Genomic DNA, 18,199 nt, shown 5'->3' on the forward strand with positions numbered 1-18,199 from the left:
GGAACCGGGAAGTGTCGTACGCTCAACCCTGGGGAGAGACCCTCGGCCCCGTCGAGGCCCAGAGAGGCGGCGACACGACCATGCACGCTCCCGGCGTACCTCCCGCGCGCACCGACCGGCCGCGCGGAGTCGCCGTGCTGCGGCTGCGCGGGCACGACGTCGCCGAGTACGTCTGGGAGCCCGACCTGCCGCTGTCGGCGTCCCCGCGCCCCTACCTCCATCCGGTGCGCACGCTCGGCGGCGTCACCGTCACCGACGCGGCGCCCGACTCGCATCCCCACCAGTTCGGCATCAGCGTGGCCGCCCCCGACGTCGACGGGCGCAACTTCTGGGGCGGGCGCACCTTCGTCGCCGGCCACGGGCCGGCCTGGCTGGACAACCACGGCACGCAGCGCCATCAACGCTGGCTGCGCCGCACGAACACCGAGCTGCGGCACACCCTCGAATGGACCGACCCGCGCCAGGAGACGCTGTTGCGGGAGGAACGCTCGATCACCTGCCGGCCGGTGGACGAGACCGCCTGGTCGCTGAGCGTCCACACCTGGCTCACCAACGCCACCGACGGGCCGCTGCCGTGGCGCACCCCGGCCGCGCTGGGCCGGGTCGGCGCCGGCTACGGCGGCATCTTCTGGCGCGGCCCCGCCTTCGCCGGCGCCGCGCAGGTGCTCAGCCCGCACGGCGCCGACGTCCAGAGCGTCCACGGACACGCCGCCGACTGGGTGGCCGTCACCGGAGGCGATCGCGACGGCCGCCCCTGGACGACGCTCTTCACCCCGGCGGACGAGGCCACCGCGCGGGACAGGTGGTTCGTCCGCGCCCGCGACTACCTCGGCGTCTGCTCGTCGCCGGCCTGGGACGAGCCGCTCGTGCTGGCGCCCGGCGAGACCGTCGACCGCCACGTCGTCACCGTGGTGATCGACGGCGTCGTATCCGCCGCCACCGCCGCCGAGCTCGCCGCCGCCGCCCGGCCGGCCGCATGACCGCGCGCATCCGGCCGAGCAGGCCCCGCCAGTCCGAAGAACCCGTACGGCAGGAAAACCTGCGCACGCTCAACCTGGAGCTGGTCTTCCGCCACATCCTCGCCGCGGCGCGCCCCATCTCCCGCACCGAGCTCGCCTCGATCACCGGGCTGACCCGCCCGACCATCACCCGCATCGCCGAGGAGCTCCTGGCCGGCCAGCTCATCACCGAGGCGGGCCTGTCGCACAACGGACGCGCGGGGCGGCCCCGCGTCGGCCTGACGCTGTCGGAGAAGGGGCCGGCCGGGCTCGGGCTCGACATCCGCGCGGACGGCCTGGCGGCCTGCGTCGTCGACCTCACCGGCACCGTCCGCCATCTGGCCTTCACCCCCGCGGCCTACTCCGGCTGGAGCGCTCCCGACGTGCTCGCCGAGCTGGCCCGCATGGCCAGGGCCGCCGTCGACGCCACCGCCGCCGAGGACCTCACCGTCCTCACCACCACCCTCGCCGTCCCGGGCCCCGTGCAGGCGGGCATCGTGCAGTCCGCGCCCGAGCTCGGCTGGCGCGACGTCGACGCCCAGGCGCTGCTGCGCGGCGCCGTCCAGCCGCTCGGCCTGCCGCCCGACCTGCCGATCACCGTCGACAACGAGGCCAACCTGGCCGCACTCGGCGAGCTCTACGCCAGCGACAACACCCTCGACAGCTTCGTCTACGTCTCCGGCGGGCTCGGCATCGGCGCCGGCATCGTCCTGGACGGGCAGCTCATGCGCGGCGCCCGCGGCTGGAGCGGCGAGCTCGGGCACGTGACGGTCTATCCCGACGGCAACGCCTGCCCGTGCGGCTCGCGCGGCTGCCTGCAGACCTACGCCAGCCTGCGGGCCGTCCTCGGCGACCAGCCCCCGCCGGCCGGCACCACCCCCGACGCCGCCGCCACCGGCCGGGCCGAGGCGGGCCACCCCGCCACCATCGCCGCCCTCGACGCGGCCGGCACCGCGCTCGGCATCGCGCTGGCCGACATGCTCAACATCCTCGACATCGACACCGTGCTGCTGGGCGGCAGCTTCTCCCTGCTGGCGTCCTGGCTCACCGCGAACGCCCGGGCGGAGATCGACCGGCGCGTCCTGACCGCCGCCTGGGCGCCCATCACGCTCCGGCCCGCCCTGCTGGGCCCGGACGCCGCCGTCATCGGCGCCGCCCTGACCTCGATCGACCAGATCCGCCGGCATCCGACCACCTGGCTCGCCCGCCGGCCGAACCACATGACCTCAGCCTGAGGGTCTTCCCGGCGGGCCACCGGGAAGACCCCCGCCCGTCAGCGGGCGTGCAGGCGCCAGGGCAGGCGGACGGTGATGAACTCGTCGTTGTCCGGCTGACCCGGCGTGCGTCCCGACGAGAACGGGAAGTTGTTGTCGTTGAGGATCCCGATCGTGCGGTCATCCAGGATGACGACGTCCTCGATGGTCTGGAACGGGAAGCGGAACGTCTCCCCGAACCCGCCGAGCCCCTTGGGGTTGGCCAGGTTCAGCAGGTCGGCGGCCAGGGTCTTGTCCATGGCGCCGTCGTGGTCGCGGTCGCGCTTGTCGGCCAGGTAGACGCGCTTGAGCGCGGCCGCGTCGCCCTGGTTGTTGTCCCGCTCGATGATCAGGAAACGGTTCTCGTCCACCGAGATGGCGTCGCCGATCGCGTTGGCCGGGCTGTCCAGCCGGTACGTCCACCGCTTGCCGGTGTAGGCGCGTTTGCGGACGTCGAACTCGTTCAGCCGCAACGTGCCCGCCGGGTCGCCGTTGACCGTGCCCTCCAGCAGCGGATACAGCCGCCGCCCGTCCGCGGAGCGGGCCATGCCCTCGAAGCCCTTGCTGCCGGCCAGGTTGGGGGTGGCGCCGTTCAGCGTCGGGTTCTCGGGCGCCTTGACGCCCGGCAGCTCGATCGGCGCTTCGAGCAGCGTGCCCCGCGCGGAGAAGTGCAGCAGGAACGGGCCGAACTCGTCGCCGATCCAGTACGTGCCGTCGTCGGCCCGCACGATCGACTCCACGTCGAAGTCGGCGCCGGTGAGCTTGCGGTCGGCCCTGGTCAGCGGCCAGGACACCCGGCCGTCGGGGTCGGCCAGGTTGAAGCCGCCGAGCACGTTCACGGTGCCCGCGCGGAAGTCCGGCTTGATGCGGTGGACGCGCAGGAGGAAGTCGGCGCTGTTGGCCTTGCCGCCGTACCCGTTGTCGGACAGGACCTCGAAGGTGCCGTCACCGCGCCGGACGATGCCGCTGAACCCCTGGACCGGCTGGCCGGAGAAGGGCGGGGTCACCCCGTTGATCGGGGCCGTACCGATCTGGGAGCCGGACGGCTCGCTGCCGGGCACGAAGGTCTGCGCGGGGAGCGAGGCGAACCCGGTCAGCGTGGCGCGGCCCGCGCCGTCCGGGGTGGCGGTGGCGTAGGACGCGGGGCCGGTCGCGGCGGCGAGGCTCACGGCCAGCGCGGCGGCACCTACCGCCAGAGGGATGCGTTTCATGCCCGGCACGGTAGAGGTCGCAAATGACGCGTTTCCTAACAAAACGTGCATGCCGCGTTCACCTTTGGCGGGACCTCACCGGTTCGCCGCCGCCCGCATCGCGGCCGCCATCGCCGCCGAGTCGTGGTCCGGCTCCACGCCGTCCACCAGCACCAGGTCACCGGGGAGGTGGTCGGCACGCAGGCGCAGGATCGCCTGGTAGGCAGGCGAGTCGTACCACTCGCGCGCCTGCTCGATCGACGGGAACTCGATGATCACCAGCCCGCCGGGCCACTCGCCCTCACGCACCTCCACCGGCGCCCCGTGGACCACGAACCTGCCGCCGAACGGGTCCAGGGTGGCCTGGATGCGCTCCATGTACTGGTACACCTCCTCGTGCGGCTCCGCCACAGGACGCAGGTGGGCAAGGGCGTACGCGCTCATGGCTGTCTCCTTCGTCAGCGGGCCGCCGTCCCGGCGGCCTCATGGACGACATCCTTTCGCGCACGCGTAATGGCGTCGATTACCTCACAGGTAGGCAGAACCGTCAGAGCGGCAGCGGGATGCGGTCGAAGAACCAGTACAGGCTGACCGCCACGATGGGGACGGAGATCGCGACCACCGCCCAGCGGGCCGCGGACGTGCGGCGCAGCAGCGCCAGCAGCGGGAAGAGCACGGCGATGAGCACGAGCTGCGTGGCCTCGATGCCGAGGTTGAAGCTCAGGAGCGACAGGAGCAGCCCCCAGGACCCGCTCTCCTTGATGTCCAGCGCGCCCGCGAAGCCCAGCCCGTGGATCAGGCCGAAGGCGAAGACGATCGGCAGCCGCCACCTGCCCAGCCGGTCCTCGTCGCGGCCCAGGAGGTTGGCGACCGCCACGACGATGATCGACACCGCGATGACCGGCTCGACGATCGCTCCAGGAACGTCCACGACCCCCATCGCCGCCAGCAGGAACGTGATGCTGTGGGCGACGGTGAAGGCGGTGGCCGTGACGACGACGTCGCGCAGGCGGCGGGCCCCGATGACCAGGGCCAGCAGGAAGAGGATGTGGTCGAGGCCGAACAGCAGGTGCTCCGCGCCGAGCAGGAAGAACTCCCAGATCTGGCTCGACGCCCGGTGCGCGCCGACCGTCACCGTCGGCGCCGTGGCCTCCAGGACGGCGGAGCCCGTCTCGCCGTCGAGCTCGTAGCGGACCATCGTCTTCGTGCTGTGGACGAAGCTCTCGGCGTCGGGGAAGAGCGCGCTGGAGATCGCGTGCGCTCCTCCGCTCTGGCCCTGGCAGGCGTAGGCGAAGGTGAGCACGGCGAAGGCGGCCTTGCCGCGCATGCGGATGTCCGCGTCGCCGGCGAGGGTGGGCGTGCACGGCTTGCCGGCGTACGTCACGGCGAAGCGACGCGTGACGTAGTCGGTCACCGCGTCGCGGTTGATCTTGAGCTGGCGGAGCTGCTCGGTCCGCTCCTTGGCGTCGTAGGCCTCGGCGTAGAGCCAGGCCGACTTCATGAGGAGGTCGTACTCGAGGTCGAGCACGGCCTTGACGCCCAGGCCCGTGCCGGTCACCTCGGCGTGGGCGGTCGTGGTCGCGTCGTGCGCCGCCGCCGGGGCGGGACGCGCCAGGTCGGCCAGCACACCGCCGAGGACCAGGGCGAGGACGACGGCGGACAGCCAGCGCATGCGGCGCATGTCTCGTCTCTCCAGGTAGGGGATGAAGGGCCGCCCCCGGACCGGGGTCCGGGGGCGGCGGGGATTGGGTTAGCGGTTGAACCAGTGGTACATGGGCGAGTCCGGTCCCCACTGGCCGGGGCGGCCGTGCTCGTCCTTGGTGACGAAGACGCTCGGCTCGGAGGCGGTCACGCCGCCGCCGGCGGAGCGCGCCGTGACGAACCAGGCGTAGGCCGTGTCGTCCTTGAGGCGCTTCCAGGTCACCGAGGCGACCTGGCCCGACGTGACCTTGCTCTTACCGATGATCCGCGTCGGCTTGTAGATCGCCAGCGAGTCGGTCTGGAAGGTCGTCGTACGGGAGGTGAGGTCGACCGGCAGCACCATGTTGTCCTCGAGCCCGTTGTAACGGCGCAGCGGGTCGTACTCGTTGGCGCCGAACTCGTTGAGCAGCGGGGAGAAGGTGTCCACGCTCAGCTCCGCCCGCTTGACGTTGAACTGCAGCAGCCGGAAGAAGCTCGCGCCGAACTGGAGCTGGTCCTGCGGGTTGTACCCGCCGATCGCGGTCAGCCCGAGCCGGTCGGCCGACACCGTGTAGAACTGGTAGTCCGCCAGGAGCTCGACCACGCCGTTGCCGACCTGGCCCACCTTCGGCTTCACGTTGGTGCCCACGCCGTGCTCGTGGCCGGCGAGGATGAGGAAGACGTTGGCGTTCTTCTCCACCACGGTCTTGTAGAGCATCGAGCCGTCGGGAGCCGCGAAGCCGGCGCCGCGGCCGTCGGGGTTGGTGCTCGGCACGAGGTAGTCGTGCGAGAGCAGGATGCCGTTGCGGTTGGGGAACTTCTTGAAGATGGAGTCGGCCCACTCGGCCTCCTCCCTCGTCACGCCGTACGACAGGCCGACCACGACGAAGTCCAGCCCACCGGCGGAGAACAGGTCGAAGTGGTTCTGGTTGTCGCCTTCCTTCCACGGGCCGCCGTACTTGGCGTGCTGCCAGCCCTGCGAGGCTCCCTCGTACCGGCTGGGGCCGTAGTACTTGTTGTAGATCGCCTCCGGGCCGTTCTCGGTGCCGGACTGGTTGTCGTGGTTGCCGGCGATCACGCCGTTCGGGATGCCCGCGTCGTCCAGCACCTTCTGCTGCCTGGAGGACACCTCCATCTCGCCGTCGACCTGCTTCTGCGTGGCCTCGTCGGCGGGCTTGCGGATGTTGTTCTCGATGATGTCGCCGGTGTGGGCGACGTACGAGATCTTGCGCTGGTCCTTGTTGTCCTTGATCCAGTTGACGACGCCGGCGTAGGCGGACTCCCACACCGCGCGCTCCTCAGCCGTCTCCTGCTCCACCGCGCCTTCGGAGATGTACTGCGTGTCGGTGTAGTGGACGATCGAGAAGTCGTAGGTGGAGGGGTCGGCGAAGCCGTTGGGGTCACCGGGGTCGATGTCGTCGGCGAACGGGTCCTCGCCCGTCACCATGACGTGGACCTGGTTCCGGTCGATGTAGGAGTCGTCGACGACGGCCGTCAGGACGGTCTTGCCCTCGGCCGCGCCGCGGGCGCTCGTCAGCAGGTCCCACGCCTTGGACTCGGTGTTCCACACGCGCAGCCCCGCCAGGCGCTCGGGGTCGATGACGCCCTCCCAGCGCAGGACCGGGGAGTCCACGTGACCCTGCACCTCGACGTCGTAACGCTGGTAGACGAGGTCCTGCCCGGAGGGCGCGTCCAGCGTCTTGCCGTCGGCGGGCTCGAGCCCGTCGGTCTTGACGCGCTTCTCGCCCGGCACCCGCAGGGTCGTCGGGAGAGACTGGACCGTGCCCTGGTACGCCTGCTCCGGCGTGAGGATCTTGGCCTCGTTGAACGTCGCCGTCACCTGGCCGCCGTCGGGCTCGGCCACCTTCGCCGAGAGCGTGACGGGGTCGGACACGTCGGTGGCCCCCCGCGCCGGGGTCAGCTCGGCCGGCATGTCAGGGATGCCCGCGGACTCGAACACGACCTCGCGGACCGTGGTGTTGCCGAGCCCGTCGGCGCCGGTCACGGCCAGGGTGTGCTTGCCGGCGCGCAGCCCCGGGCCCACCTGGGCGCCCAGCTCGATCGGCTGGCCGTCGAGCTTGACGTCCGGCCCGGACACGACGCCGGAGGCGTCCTCCAGCTTGACGTCCAGCACGACCGTGGCGGTGATCTTCGCACCGTCGGCCGGGACGCTCTTGGCGACCTTCGGCGCCGAGTTGTCGGTGCTCAGGGTGCGGGTGGCGACCTCGCCGGTGGCCGACTCGGCGGCGAGCTTGTGCTTGCCGTCCTTGATGGCCGCGGTGTCGAGGTCGGCGCGCAGGCCGCGGGCCGGGGCGTCCACCAGGAACTCGAGGTCGATCTCGGTGAGCGGGCTCACGTTGTCGCCGCAGTTGCCGTCGCCCATGCTGTACGAGGTCTTCAGCATCTGGCCGGCAGCCGTGCCCTGCGCCGGGGTGAGCGCGATGTTCGAGATCGCGAAGTCGTCGCGGTTGTTGCCGCACGACGTCGGGAAGGTGCCGGCCACGAAGTCGATCGTGTTCCAGCCGGGCACCAGGAACTCGTTCGGGATCGTGAAGTCGACGCGCTTGCTCACGAAGTCGCCGTCGAGCACGACCTTCTGGCCGTTGACGAGCAGGAAGTTCTGGTAGCGCGCCTCGATCGAGTTGCTGCCCACGTTGAAGCTGAGGGTCGCGTTGCCCGAGCCGAGGGTCTCGATGACGGCCACCGCCGGAGCGTCGATCTTGTAGCGCAGCTCGGCCTCGCGCAGGAGGGTCTGGACGCTGCCGCAGGTGCCGTCGCCCATCTCGTACGACGGCTTGATGTCCTGGCCGGTGATGGTGGCGCCGTCGAGGACGAGCTCCAGGTTCGTGATCGTGAAGTCGTCGCGGTTGTTGCCGCAGGTCTCCTTGGCGTCGCCGGTGACGACCTTGATCGTGTTGTCGCCGGGCACCAGGAACTTGGCCGGGACCGCGATGGTCACGCGCCGGCTCGCCCAGGTGCCGCCCAGGTCGATGCGCTTGCCGTTGACGAGGAGGAAGTTGTCGTACTTGTCCTCGATCCCGTCCGCGCCCACGTCGAAGCTGAGCATCGCGGCGCCGTTGCCGAGCGTGGCCTTCGTGACGGGCTTCTCGCCGTCGACGGTGAGGGACTTGACGCCGCCCGCGCTGTTCGCCGGGACGTTCGCGAAGACCGGCTTGGTGCCCGCCACGAGCGTGCCGTCCGTCGGCAGCAGGCGCGGGGCCCCGGCCGGGGCGTTGTTCACGGTCACCGTGTTCTTGACGGTCACGCCGGCCGCGGTGGTGGCGGTGATGGTGTGCTCGCCGTTGGACAGCGTCGTGGTGTCCACGTCCGCGGCCAGGCCCGTGGTGCCCTGCGGGTCGCCCTGGACGAAGAACTTGAGCGTGGCGCGCTTGAGCAGCGTGGTGTTCGTGCCACAGCTGCCGTCGCCGAAGGACAGGGTGTACGGGTTGTCCTCGCCGTCCGCGACCTCGCCGAGGAGTTCGAGGCCCACGTCGGACAGGACGAAGTCGTCGTAGTTCGTGCCGCACGAGGACTGGATCGTGCCGACGACGATCTCGACGGTGTTCTCTCCCTTGACGAGGCGCTCGTTCGGGATGTCCATGGTGGCGCGCTCGTTCACGAAGTCGCCGATGTCGCTGCGGTACTCGCCGTTGACGAGCACGTAGCTGTGATACTGCGCCTCCGTCGAGTTCGAGCCCACGTCGAAGCGGAGCTTGGAGACGCCCACCGTACGGGTGGCGTTGAGCGCGGTGTCGTCGATGGCGAGCTTCGCGACGCTGTCACCGGCCGCGGTCGGGACCGCCGCGACCTTCGCCGTGCCCTCCAGGTACGAGCCCCCGGCGGGGGTGAGCGTCGGCGGGCTCGGGGTGGCCGTGGCCGTCGGCGTCGGGCTGGGCCGTCCCCGCTCCTGTTCCGCCGCCCCCGGGTCGGCGTACGCCGCGGTGACGAAGCTGCTCACCAGCACCGCCGCGATCGAGGCGGCCAGGGCGAGCCGCGCCCGGCCCCCTAAACCGCCCAGTGACTTTCGTGCTGCCATTGGCAGTCCCTTCCTATGCGCATAAGCAGCCCATAAAGCGGCTGCTCTCGGGCGGACACATTGGAGCGCACGAGTGAACGCTGTGAAGAGTGGGGCTGAAGTGACGCCAAACTGTTGCCTGATTCTGGTCATCCGTCACAAATAGGTACCAATGGGCGCGTACCGGAATATTGGGATGTCACACGGCGGCCCTCTCAGGGGCTCTAAGAGCAGCAGTCACATGTATAGGGGGATCTGAGATGTCCGATGTCACCCAGGTGTTCGCCGACCACCGCGAGCTGCTGTTCTCCATCGTCTACAACATGCTGGGCAGCGTCGCCGACACCGAGGACGTGCTGCAGGAGACCTGGCTGGCCTGGGCGTCCAGGGATCCCGACGAGATCGGCCATCCGCGCGCCTACCTCGTACGCGTCGCGGTGAACCAGGCGCTCGCCCACCAGACCGCCCTGCGCCGGCGCCGCGAGACCTACGTCGGGCCCTGGCTGCCCGAGCCCCTCGTCACCTCCCCCGACGCCGCCGACCAGGCCGTCCGGACGGACACGCTCTCGCTCGCGCTGCTGGTGGTGCTGGAGACGCTCACCCCGCTGGAGCGGGCGGTGTTCATCCTGCACGAGGTGTTCGCCTACGCCCACACCGAGATCGCCGCCATGATCGACCGCAGCCCCGCCGCCGTGCGGCAGCTCGCCCACCGCGCCCGCGAGCACGTCCAGGCCCGCCGCCCCCGCACCCAGGTGGACGCGCGCCTCCAGCGGCAGGTGACCGAGCGGTTCGTCGCCGCGGCCTTCGGCGGCGATCTGGAAGGGCTGATGGAGCTGCTGGCGCCGGACGTGACGCTGTGGACCGACGGCGGCGGCAAGTCGAACGCCGCCGGCCCGCGCCCCATCCGCGGCCGCGACAACGTCTCCCGCGTGCTCGTCAGCCGCGCCGCCCAGCCCCTCGACGGGCTGGACATCCAGTACCGGGAGGTCAACGGCGACCCCTGCGCGGTGCTGTTCGTGAAGAACGCCCCGTACGTCGTCATGGTCGTGGACCTGACGTCCGACGGCTCTCAGGTACGCGACGTCTACGCCGTCAGCAACCCCGACAAGCTCACCAACGTCCCGGAGAGGTCCGCCGAATGATCCCGCCCTCCTCTCGGGCCGCCGATCACGGGAGCAGGGAGACCTGGTAGTGGCCGATCCGCCAGCCGTCATCGGTCCGCCGCACGATGACGCCGAGGTGGACGGCCAGGGTCGGCCGGTCGGTGAAGCCGAAGTCGACGCTCAGATAGCCGAGGACGAGGTCGTCGGCCAGCCGCCGGGTCTCCCGGATCGTGTACGCGGCGGTCAGGCCGATCGGCTGCGCGGCGTAGTACTCGGCGACGCTGCCGGGACCGACCCCGTACGGGTGCAGCCCCTGGAAGATCGCGTCGTCGGTGAAGCAGGACGCGGCGCGCTCGGGATCGTGGGCGTCGACCGCGGCCTTCCACTGGTCCAGGACGGAGCGCAGGACGCGGGCCTCGGTGCTGGTCACGGCGGTGATCATGATGTGGTCTCCTGTCGGTGGACGCGGCGGGGCAGCGGGCCGAGGTGGTGGGGGAAGCGGTGGCGCAGCACGCCGGTCGCGGCGGCGGCCAGCACGACGAGGACCGCGCCGACGAGCAGCGCCGGCTGGTAGCCCCGGTGCAGGAGCGGGGTCACGACCACGGGGCCGACGATCTGCCCGACGCTGTAGCCGGTGGTGAGGATGGCCACCGCCCGCGAGACCCGCAGGTGCGCGCCGATGGCCAGGGTGAGGGCGGCGACGCCGAGGAAGGTGGCGCCGAACAGGACGGCCGAGATCAGGGCGGCGACGATCCCGCCGGCCAGGACGGGCAGCGCGATGCCGGCGGCCTGCACGACGAGCGCGGCGAGCACCAGCGCGGGCCGGGACCAGATCTGGCTGAGCCAGGCCCACAGGGCCGACGACGGCAGCGCGGCCAGCCCGACCAGGACCCAGGCGCCGCTGCCTGCCCAGCCGGGCGCGCTCTGGTCGATCGCGGCGACCAGGAACGTGCCGGCGATGATGTAGCCGGTCCCTTCGAGGGTGTAGCCGACCAGCAGCGCGCCGAACCAGCGCCGCCCGTGCGCGGCCGGGTGACGGGAGGCGACCGGCGCGGCGTCCGGCGGCGGCTCGGCGCGGAGCCCCCAGGCCGGGACCGCGAGCGCGGCCGTCAGCGCGGCGGTGGTCCACCAGGCCTGCTGCCAGGTGCCGGTGGTACGCAGGACCAGCACGGCGACCCCCGACAGGGCGATCCCCGCGCCGATGCCGCCGAAGGCCCATCCGACGAGATGGTGCGCGTGGCCGCGCAGGCCGGTGAGCATGGCGTCGGCGGCGATGACGAAGATCAGCGCGCTCGCGATCCCGGCGACCAGCCGCAGCGACAACCAGAGGCCGCCGAGGTCCGTGACCGGCATCAGGGCCAGCGTCACGATCAGGATCACCAGCGAGGGGCGCAGCGCCCGCCGGGAGGCGAAGAGCCCGGGGGCCATGATCGCGGCGACCGCGCCGACGAGGTAACCGACGTAGTTCGCGGTGGCGAGTTGCGCGCCCAGCTGCGGGGACAGCCCGGCCTGCGCGTGCATCATCGGCAGGATGGGGGTGTAGGCGAACCGGCCGAGGCCCATGCCCGCCGCGAGCGCCGCCGCGCCCTGCCCGACGATCAGCCAGGGCCGGTCCGCCCGGGTCGCCTCGCCGCCGTGCTCTCGTACGGAGGTCAACCTGCGCCTTTCGTTCGGCCGGCGGGAGCGGCGCCCCCGGCGGCGGGGACTCTCAGTGACCGGCGCTCTGGCCGCCGTCGACGTGCAGGATCTCGCCGGTGACGAACGGGGCGGTCTCCAGATAGACGATCGCGTCGATGATGTCGCCGATCTCGCCCATCCGGCCGACGGGGTGCAGTCCGGCGAGGACGTCGTACGACTCCGCCGGGTGCATCGGCGTGCGGATGATGCCGGGCGCGACCGCGTTGACCCGGATCCCCCGGGAGGCGTACTCGATGGCCAGCGACCTGGTGACCGAGTTGAGGCCGCCCTTGGTCAGCGCCGCCAGCGCGGCCGGCACGCGGCTGTCGGCCTGTTCGGCCAGGGTGGTCGTGATGTTGACCACGTGCCCGCCGCCCTGGGTGAGCATGATCTCGACGGCGCGCTGCGAGATCTCGAAGAACCCGCGCAGGTTGACGCCCGTCACCAGGTCGTAGTCCTCGTCGGTGTACTCGGTGAACGGCTTGGACACGAAGACGCCGGCGTTGTTGACCAGCGTGTCGACCCGGCCGAACGCGTCCATCGCCAGCTCGATGACGCGCCCGCCGGCTGCCGGGGCGGAGATGTCACCGGCGATGGTCCGCACCATGGCGTCGTCGGAGGGCGCGATCGACCGGGAGGTCGCGACGACCGCGTAGCCGAGCTTGCGGTAGGCGGTCACCAGCCCGGCGCCGATGCCCTGGGACGCGCCGGTGATCACGGCGACTTTGTGCGTGCTCATTGGTTCTCTCTTTTCCTGGCGATCGAGGCCGTGCGTGGTCCAAGCCCTCAACGTGGGATTCGACACGGGATTCGGCGGCACGGGCCTCACTCAGCGCGGCCGGTCCGGCGACCGGCGCCGCGCGGTCATGGCTCAAGCTTGCGCCCGATGGGCGCCGTCCCGCCACGACCGGTTCACTCTCTGCTGTTAGGCCGGGCCTATCAGCGCACTACCCTGGGCGAATGGAGCTACGCCAGCTGCGATATTTCGTCGCGGTGGCCGAGGAGCTGCACTTCGGCCGCGCCGCGGCCCGGCTGCGCATCGCGGGCCCGTCGCTCTCCCAGCAGATCAAGGCGCTGGAGCGGGACCTGGGCGTGCGCCTGTTCGACCGGGACCGCCGCTCGGTCGCGCTCACCCCCTCGGGACAGGCGCTGCTCCCCCAGGCCCGGGCGCTGCTCGGCCAGGCCGACGAGCTGCGCCGCTCCGCGGCCGGGCTGGCCGCCACCGAGCCGGTCCGGCTCGGCTACGTCAACTGGCTCCCGCCCGACCTGGCCACCCGGGTGTCCGGCGTCGCGCAGCTGCACGTCGACGCGTGGGTCATGCCGTCACACACCCAGGCGGGGCGGGTCGCCGACGGCAGCATCGACCTGGCCATCTGCTGGGTGCGGGCCGACGATCTGGCCGCCCACGCCCTGGAGGCCCGGCTGATCGGCGCCGACCGGCTCTTCGCGATCTCCACCGTGTCCGCCGCCGGGGCCGGCCCGTCCGCGGTTCCGGCGAAGGACACGGTGGTGCTGGTGGACGCCGACACCGCCACGTGGGACTCGTGGAATCGTTATGCCGAGGAGTTCGCCCGCGACACCGGGGCCCGCGTCGTGCGCATCGACGACGGCGGCATCACGGGCCCGGCCTTCTTCGACCACGTACGACGGCTGCGCCGCCCCGTCGTCAACTCGCCGAAGGGCCAGACCGTCCCGGTGCCGCCGGACCTCCTCCGGCGCCCGGTGATCGACCCCGCGCCGTACTGGACCTGGGCCCTGGTGTTCCGGCGCGACGAGACCCGCGAGGCCGTACGGGCCACCGTCGAGGCGCTGACCCGTGACGTCGGCGGGCTCGGTCTGACCGACGACGCGGTCTGGCTGCCGGCCTGCGATCCGTTCCGCGCCACCGGATGACGCGCGGCCGACAAGTCCGACTTATCGGATTTGTGGGGGAATCTCCCTGAATTAGGGGTGAACGCACTCCATGTGATGTTCTGACTACCGGGGTGTGGAGTGATCAGACGGCTATGCCGGTCGCTGCGGTTGCGGCTGGCAATGCTCGCCAGCTTGGCCATGTTGCTGCTGAACGTCGTCGTCGGCGCGTTCGTGCTGTTCGGCGTCCGGAGCGAGGCCGCCGACATCCGGGCGTACGACGTGTCCAGCCAGGCCCTGCGCGTGCTGCTCATGGTCAAGCGGAACCAGCTGCCCCCGACCGTGCCCGCCGACGGGCTCGACGGCATCCAGGTGATCGACGCGGCGGGGCGCGTGGTCTCCTCGACGCCGAACCTGGCCGGCCTGCCCCGCCTGACGACGGCGATCCCCCACCGGAACACGGCCAACGACGTCGCCGAGCTCTGCGACCTGCGCGCGTTCCCCGGCCGGTGCGAGCTGGCGATCGCCCTGCACGCCTACCAGCCGGACGGCGCGTGGGTCGTCTACGCCTTCGGCCGGGCCGTGCCCTGGTACGTCAGCCCGCAAGTGATCCTCTTCCAGGTCGGCGTGGCCGCGCTGCTGGTCGCGCTGACCTGGTTCGGGGTGTCACGCGTGGTGGCCAGGACACTCGCGCCCGTTCACAACATCACGAAGAGGCTGGCCGAGATCACCGCGGGCGGGGGCGGGATGCGCCTCCCCGTGGCGGAAAACGTGGACGACGAGATCAGGGCGCTCGCCGAGACCGGCAACCAGATGCTGGAGCGGCTGGAAACCGCGATGAAGAAGCAGGAGGAGGCGGTGGAGCAGCAGCGCAGGTTCGCCGGCGACGCCTCGCACGACCTGCGCAGCCCGATCACGGCGATGCGCACCCAGGTCGAGGACGCGCTGCTCAACCCCGGGGACGCCGACTGGCATGCGACGGGAGGGGCGCTGCTGGCCAGCCTGGACCGGCTCCAGGCCATCGTCGCCGACCTGCTCACGCTGACCAGGCTGGACGCGGGCGCGCCGAGCCCCCGGGAGCGGGTGGAGCTGGGCGAGCTGGTCACCATTGAGACGGACCGGCCGCGGTCGAAGAACGTCGTCACCACGCTGGAGCCGGGCGTGGCCGTCACGGGCGACCGGCTCCAACTGGCCCGCCTCATGACGAACCTGCTGGACAACGCCGAGCGGCACGCCGATTCGCAGATCGTCGTCACCGTACGGCGGCAGGGCGAGGAGGCCGTGCTGGAGGTGCTCGACGACGGCGCGGGCATCACGCCCGAGCAGCGCGAGACGGTCTTCCAGCGCTTCACCCGCCTGGACGCCGCGCGCAGCCGCGACGCCGGCGGCACCGGGCTCGGCCTGCCCATCGCCCGCGAGATCGCGCGGGCCCACCGCGGCACGCTCACGATCGAGGACTCCGAGCGCGGCGCCCGCTTCGTCGTACGCCTCCCGATCGGAGTGGACGGACCGGCTCAGCCGAGGCCGAAGTAGGGGTCCCGCCTGGCCGACCGGACCGCTGACGGCTCTGGACAACGTGCCGCCGACGTGATCTGACGGAGTTAGAGCGCCGACGATCACGAACAGGAGCACCTGGACATGAGTGACACGCCGCGACTGCACACCGCCGGCAACACCCTGCTGGAGCGCGCCCGCGAACTGCGCCCGCTGATCGAGCGTGACGCGGACCAGGCCGAGGAACAGGGCAGGCTCACCACCCCCGTCGTGGACGCCCTACACGAGGCAGGACTTTTCGGTATATGGGTGCCAGCGCCGCTCGGCGGCGCCGAGCTGTCCCCCGCGGAGCTGCTGGCCGTCCTCAGCGAGCTCTCCTACGCCGACCCCTCGACGGGCTGGGTGGTCATGGCCACCACCCTGGAGAACGGCACGGCCGGCGCCTACCTGGGAGACGACGCCGTCGCGCGCATCTTCGCGGGCCCGCGGATGCCGCTCTTCGCCGGCCAGGGCACCCGTCCGGGCGTCGCCGTACCCGAGGACGGGGGCTTCCGCCTGACCGGGCAGTGGAGCTTCGCCTCCTCCATGCTGCACGCCCAGTACGTCCACAGCCTGGGCGCCATCGAGGGCACCGACGAGGTCCGGATCTTCATCACCCCGATCGAGGACGTCAAGATGCTCGGCAACTGGGACGTCCTGGGCCTGCGCGCGACCGGCAGCATCGACTACTCGATGGACGACGTCTTCGTGCCGGAGTCGCAGTCGCACGTCTTCGACACGAACGAGCCCCTGCGCGGCGGCGCCCTCTACCGGCTCGGCCTGGTCGACCAGGCGCTGATCTGCCACTCCGCCTGGGCGATGGGCGTCGGCCGCCGGCTGCTGGACGAGCTGAGCCGCTACGCCGTGGCACGGGCCGGGCGTACCGGGCAGATCGCCGACAGCGACACCTTCCACACCGACTTCGCCCGTGCCGAGGCGAAGTTTCGTGCCGCGACGGCCCTGGTGCGCGAGACCTGGGACGACGCCGAACGCACCCTGGACTCGGGCCGGACGCTCGACGTGCGCCAGGAGACGATGGTGCGGCTCGCGCTCAACCACATCACGTCCACGATCGCCGAGGTCTCCCGCTTCGTCTACACCTCGGGCGGCACCTCGGCGGTGCGTGACGGGCTGATCCAGCGGCTGTTCAGGGACGTCCACACCGGCACCGCGCACATCACCTCTGGCCCGCAGCTGCTCAGGGAGTGCGGCCGCGAACTGGCCGGCCTGGCCGCGGGTGAGTCGTGGGCGCTGTTCGGCCTGGAGCCGTGAGCCCGCGCGCAGGCCGCTCCGCGGTGAGACTCCGGTGAAATGTCCGTGGAACGCCGTGCTCCCAGGCTGTACGTCATGCCAATGACTGACATGACCAGGAGCGTGGCCTGCGGGACGGCGCTCGTGCTCGCCCTTTCCGCCTGCGGACCGCTGGGGCGGCCGGCTCAGCCCTCGGCCTCGGTGAAGGCTCCGGACGCCCCGGCACAGGACCAGCCCGAGGACCCCTCCCCGACGCAGGAGGACTCGCCCTCGCCGGAGGACACGCCCTCGCGGACCAAGGGCGTGGTCGCCGGGCCCACCTCGACCGCCCTGCCGGTCGAGGGCCGGAACCTGCGTCTGGTCAGGTCCGGCGAGAACGAGCTGGCGCTGCAGTTCGAGCTCTACAACGGCACGGACGACGAGATCTCGCTCGGCACGCTCGGCCTCGACAGCCGCGAGCAGCTGACCGCGCTGGTGGACCTGCCCCGCGGCACCGCGTACGGCCTGATCGGCAGCTCGGGCCCGGACGGGCGGATCAGTGAGGACGTCGACATCGAGCCGGGACGGTCGGCCCCGGTGACGGCGGTCTTCGCGGCGCCGCCCAAGGAGGCCACCGAGATGCTCGTCGTGCTCAACGGCCTGCTTCCGGTGACCGTGCCGATCACGGACGCCGAACCGGCCGACGACCCCGCGCTGCGCGGCCCGCGCAACGAGCTCCAGGTCGGTCCGCTGGTCTGCAAGACGACGGGCGGCACGCGCGAAGCGTTCCGGCTGCCCAGCGATGTGCTGTTCGAGTTCGGCAGCTCGAAGCTGTCGCCGTCGGCCAAGTCCGCCATCGAGGCGCTGCGCGGCCGGGTCTCCGCCTCGGCCGGATCGGTGACCGTGGACGGGCACACCGACGCGATCGGGGGCACCACCGACAACCAGACGCTGTCGCAGGAGCGTGCCGCGGCCGTCAGCCAGGTGCTGCGTCCCTCTCTCGGCGACGGCTTCGCCTACCGGACGAAGGGGCACGGCGAGGGCGAGCCCGTGGCGCCCAACACCAAGCCCGACGGCAGCGACGATCCGGACGGGCGGGCGCAGAACCGGCGGGTCGAGGTGCAGATCGACAGCGAAACCGCCGTGCCGACCCCGGAGACGGGCAGCGACCTGACCGACGCGGGGCTCCAGCTACGGGTGGAGAGCGTACGGCGGCTGTCCGGCTACCTGCTGGCGAGCGTCAAGGTCACCAACTCCGGCTCGCAGGCCGCGTCCCTCGAGTACGAGAACCACTTCACGCCGAAGGAGCTCACCTCGGGCCAGCTGTCGATCGCGGCTCAGAACGGCCGTCAGGACCTGTGCGGCTTCGCCGCGCCCACGTACTTCGACTTCGTCGGGACGATGAGCTCCTCCTTCGCGCCGGGCAAGCTCGACACGGTGCCCGCGGGCGCGGAGGTGACGCTGTGGGGGCTCTTCCCGGCGCCGAACGCGAGCGTCAAGTCGGTGAAGGTCCAGGTCGGCGGATACGACGAGGCACTCCCGGCCGAAGTGACGGCAAGCTGACCCGCGACGGTGGCGGACCGTCCCGGTTTTCCGGCTGGGAGCGCGACGGACCGGGTGCCGCAAGTCCCGGTTTCCGGCGGGGAGCGCGAGTTTCGGTTTTCCGGCT

The 18,199-nt window shown here is 71.6% G+C and carries 14 protein-coding genes; 7 read left to right on the plus strand and 7 right to left on the minus strand.

The annotated features are described in order from the left end of the window. Window positions 1-11 precede the first annotated feature (11 nt). On the plus strand, window positions 12-980 hold the full coding sequence (locus ABZS69_RS19170) for a PmoA family protein (RefSeq protein WP_355373775.1): 969 nt from the start codon (window positions 12-14) through the stop codon (window positions 978-980). Beyond that, window positions 977-2,233, plus strand: coding sequence for an ROK family transcriptional regulator (locus ABZS69_RS19175; protein ID WP_355373778.1), 1,257 nt, complete (start codon window positions 977-979; stop codon window positions 2,231-2,233). Before ABZS69_RS19170 ends, ABZS69_RS19175 begins: the two co-directional genes overlap by 4 nt. Window positions 2,234-2,271: 38 nt before the next feature. Here ABZS69_RS19175 and ABZS69_RS19180 read toward each other — a convergent pair whose 3' ends face one another. The 4 genes from ABZS69_RS19180 to ABZS69_RS19195 all read right to left on the minus strand — a co-directional run bounded on the left by ABZS69_RS19180 (window position 2,272) and on the right by ABZS69_RS19195 (window position 9,157). Next, window positions 2,272-3,462: an esterase-like activity of phytase family protein gene (locus tag ABZS69_RS19180; protein WP_355373781.1), complete on the minus strand. Its 1,191-nt coding sequence runs from the start codon at window positions 3,460-3,462 to the stop codon at window positions 2,272-2,274. A gap of 75 nt (window positions 3,463-3,537) precedes the next feature. Continuing rightward, window positions 3,538-3,885: a DUF1330 domain-containing protein gene (locus ABZS69_RS19185; protein ID WP_355373784.1), complete on the minus strand. Its 348-nt coding sequence runs from the start codon at window positions 3,883-3,885 to the stop codon at window positions 3,538-3,540. Between the two features lie 103 nt (window positions 3,886-3,988). Continuing rightward, window positions 3,989-5,122 carry a HupE/UreJ family protein gene (locus ABZS69_RS19190; protein WP_355373786.1) on the minus strand — a complete coding sequence of 378 codons (1,134 nt, stop codon included), beginning with the start codon at window positions 5,120-5,122 and terminating at the stop codon, window positions 3,989-3,991. Window positions 5,123-5,191: 69 nt separating this feature from the next. Further along, window positions 5,192-9,157: a metallophosphoesterase gene (locus tag ABZS69_RS19195; protein WP_355373789.1), complete on the minus strand. Its 3,966-nt coding sequence runs from the start codon at window positions 9,155-9,157 to the stop codon at window positions 5,192-5,194. A 239-nt stretch (window positions 9,158-9,396) separates the two neighbouring features. Between ABZS69_RS19195 and ABZS69_RS19200 the strand changes: the two genes are divergently transcribed. Beyond that, window positions 9,397-10,278, plus strand: coding sequence for an RNA polymerase sigma-70 factor (locus ABZS69_RS19200; protein ID WP_355373791.1), 882 nt, complete (start codon window positions 9,397-9,399; stop codon window positions 10,276-10,278). A 25-nt stretch (window positions 10,279-10,303) separates the two neighbouring features. Here ABZS69_RS19200 and ABZS69_RS19205 read toward each other — a convergent pair whose 3' ends face one another. Genes ABZS69_RS19205 through ABZS69_RS19215 form a run of 3 tightly spaced genes read right to left on the minus strand, consistent with a single transcriptional unit; the run spans window position 10,304 to window position 12,655 of the window. Then, window positions 10,304-10,681 carry an SgcJ/EcaC family oxidoreductase gene (locus ABZS69_RS19205; protein ID WP_355373794.1) on the minus strand — a complete coding sequence of 126 codons (378 nt, stop codon included), beginning with the start codon at window positions 10,679-10,681 and terminating at the stop codon, window positions 10,304-10,306. Further along, on the minus strand, window positions 10,678-11,895 hold the full coding sequence (locus tag ABZS69_RS19210; RefSeq protein ID WP_355373796.1) for a YbfB/YjiJ family MFS transporter: 1,218 nt from the start codon (window positions 11,893-11,895) through the stop codon (window positions 10,678-10,680). Before ABZS69_RS19210 ends, ABZS69_RS19205 begins: the two co-directional genes overlap by 4 nt. Before the next feature lie 52 nt (window positions 11,896-11,947). Continuing rightward, on the minus strand, window positions 11,948-12,655 hold the full coding sequence (locus tag ABZS69_RS19215; protein WP_355373799.1) for an SDR family oxidoreductase: 708 nt from the start codon (window positions 12,653-12,655) through the stop codon (window positions 11,948-11,950). Window positions 12,656-12,876: 221 nt separating this feature from the next. Here ABZS69_RS19215 and ABZS69_RS19220 point away from each other — a divergent pair, with 221 nt between their 5' ends. From ABZS69_RS19220 to ABZS69_RS19235, 4 genes are all read left to right on the plus strand, one after another. Next, a complete protein-coding gene (locus ABZS69_RS19220; protein WP_355373801.1) occupies window positions 12,877-13,809 on the plus strand; it encodes a LysR family transcriptional regulator in 933 nt (310 codons plus the stop codon). A 159-nt stretch (window positions 13,810-13,968) separates the two neighbouring features. After that, on the plus strand, window positions 13,969-15,300 hold the full coding sequence (locus ABZS69_RS19225) for a HAMP domain-containing sensor histidine kinase (RefSeq protein WP_355374187.1): 1,332 nt from the start codon (window positions 13,969-13,971) through the stop codon (window positions 15,298-15,300). A gap of 105 nt (window positions 15,301-15,405) precedes the next feature. After that, a complete protein-coding gene (locus tag ABZS69_RS19230; protein WP_355373803.1) occupies window positions 15,406-16,572 on the plus strand; it encodes an acyl-CoA dehydrogenase family protein in 1,167 nt (388 codons plus the stop codon). 75 nt (window positions 16,573-16,647) lie between these two features. Then, window positions 16,648-18,093: an OmpA family protein gene (locus ABZS69_RS19235; protein WP_355373806.1), complete on the plus strand. Its 1,446-nt coding sequence runs from the start codon at window positions 16,648-16,650 to the stop codon at window positions 18,091-18,093. Window positions 18,094-18,199: the final 106 nt, after the last annotated feature.

This window comes from Nonomuraea sp. NPDC005650 (assembly GCF_040605375.1).
In the GTDB taxonomy this organism is placed as follows: Bacteria; Actinomycetota; Actinomycetes; order Streptosporangiales; family Streptosporangiaceae; genus Nonomuraea.

Excerpts from the sequence above, each read along its gene's own strand:
- ABZS69_RS19195 (WP_355373789.1), bottom strand. The coding sequence starts at position 9,157 with ATGGCAGCACGAAAGTCACTGGGCGGTTTAGGGGGCCGGGCGCGGCTC.
- ABZS69_RS19180 (WP_355373781.1), bottom strand. The coding sequence starts at position 3,462 with ATGAAACGCATCCCTCTGGCGGTAGGTGCCGCCGCGCTGGCCGTGAGC.
- ABZS69_RS19190 (WP_355373786.1), bottom strand. The coding sequence starts at position 5,122 with ATGCGCCGCATGCGCTGGCTGTCCGCCGTCGTCCTCGCCCTGGTCCTC.
- ABZS69_RS19175 (WP_355373778.1), top strand. The coding sequence starts at position 977 with ATGACCGCGCGCATCCGGCCGAGCAGGCCCCGCCAGTCCGAAGAACCC.
- ABZS69_RS19215 (WP_355373799.1), bottom strand. The coding sequence starts at position 12,655 with ATGAGCACGCACAAAGTCGCCGTGATCACCGGCGCGTCCCAGGGCATC.
- ABZS69_RS19205 (WP_355373794.1), bottom strand. The coding sequence starts at position 10,681 with ATGATCACCGCCGTGACCAGCACCGAGGCCCGCGTCCTGCGCTCCGTC.
- ABZS69_RS19230 (WP_355373803.1), top strand. The coding sequence starts at position 15,406 with ATGAGTGACACGCCGCGACTGCACACCGCCGGCAACACCCTGCTGGAG.
- ABZS69_RS19235 (WP_355373806.1), top strand. The coding sequence starts at position 16,648 with ATGCCAATGACTGACATGACCAGGAGCGTGGCCTGCGGGACGGCGCTC.
- ABZS69_RS19225 (WP_355374187.1), top strand. The coding sequence starts at position 13,969 with ATGTTGCTGCTGAACGTCGTCGTCGGCGCGTTCGTGCTGTTCGGCGTC.
- ABZS69_RS19200 (WP_355373791.1), top strand. The coding sequence starts at position 9,397 with ATGTCCGATGTCACCCAGGTGTTCGCCGACCACCGCGAGCTGCTGTTC.
- ABZS69_RS19220 (WP_355373801.1), top strand. The coding sequence starts at position 12,877 with ATGGAGCTACGCCAGCTGCGATATTTCGTCGCGGTGGCCGAGGAGCTG.
- ABZS69_RS19185 (WP_355373784.1), bottom strand. The coding sequence starts at position 3,885 with ATGAGCGCGTACGCCCTTGCCCACCTGCGTCCTGTGGCGGAGCCGCAC.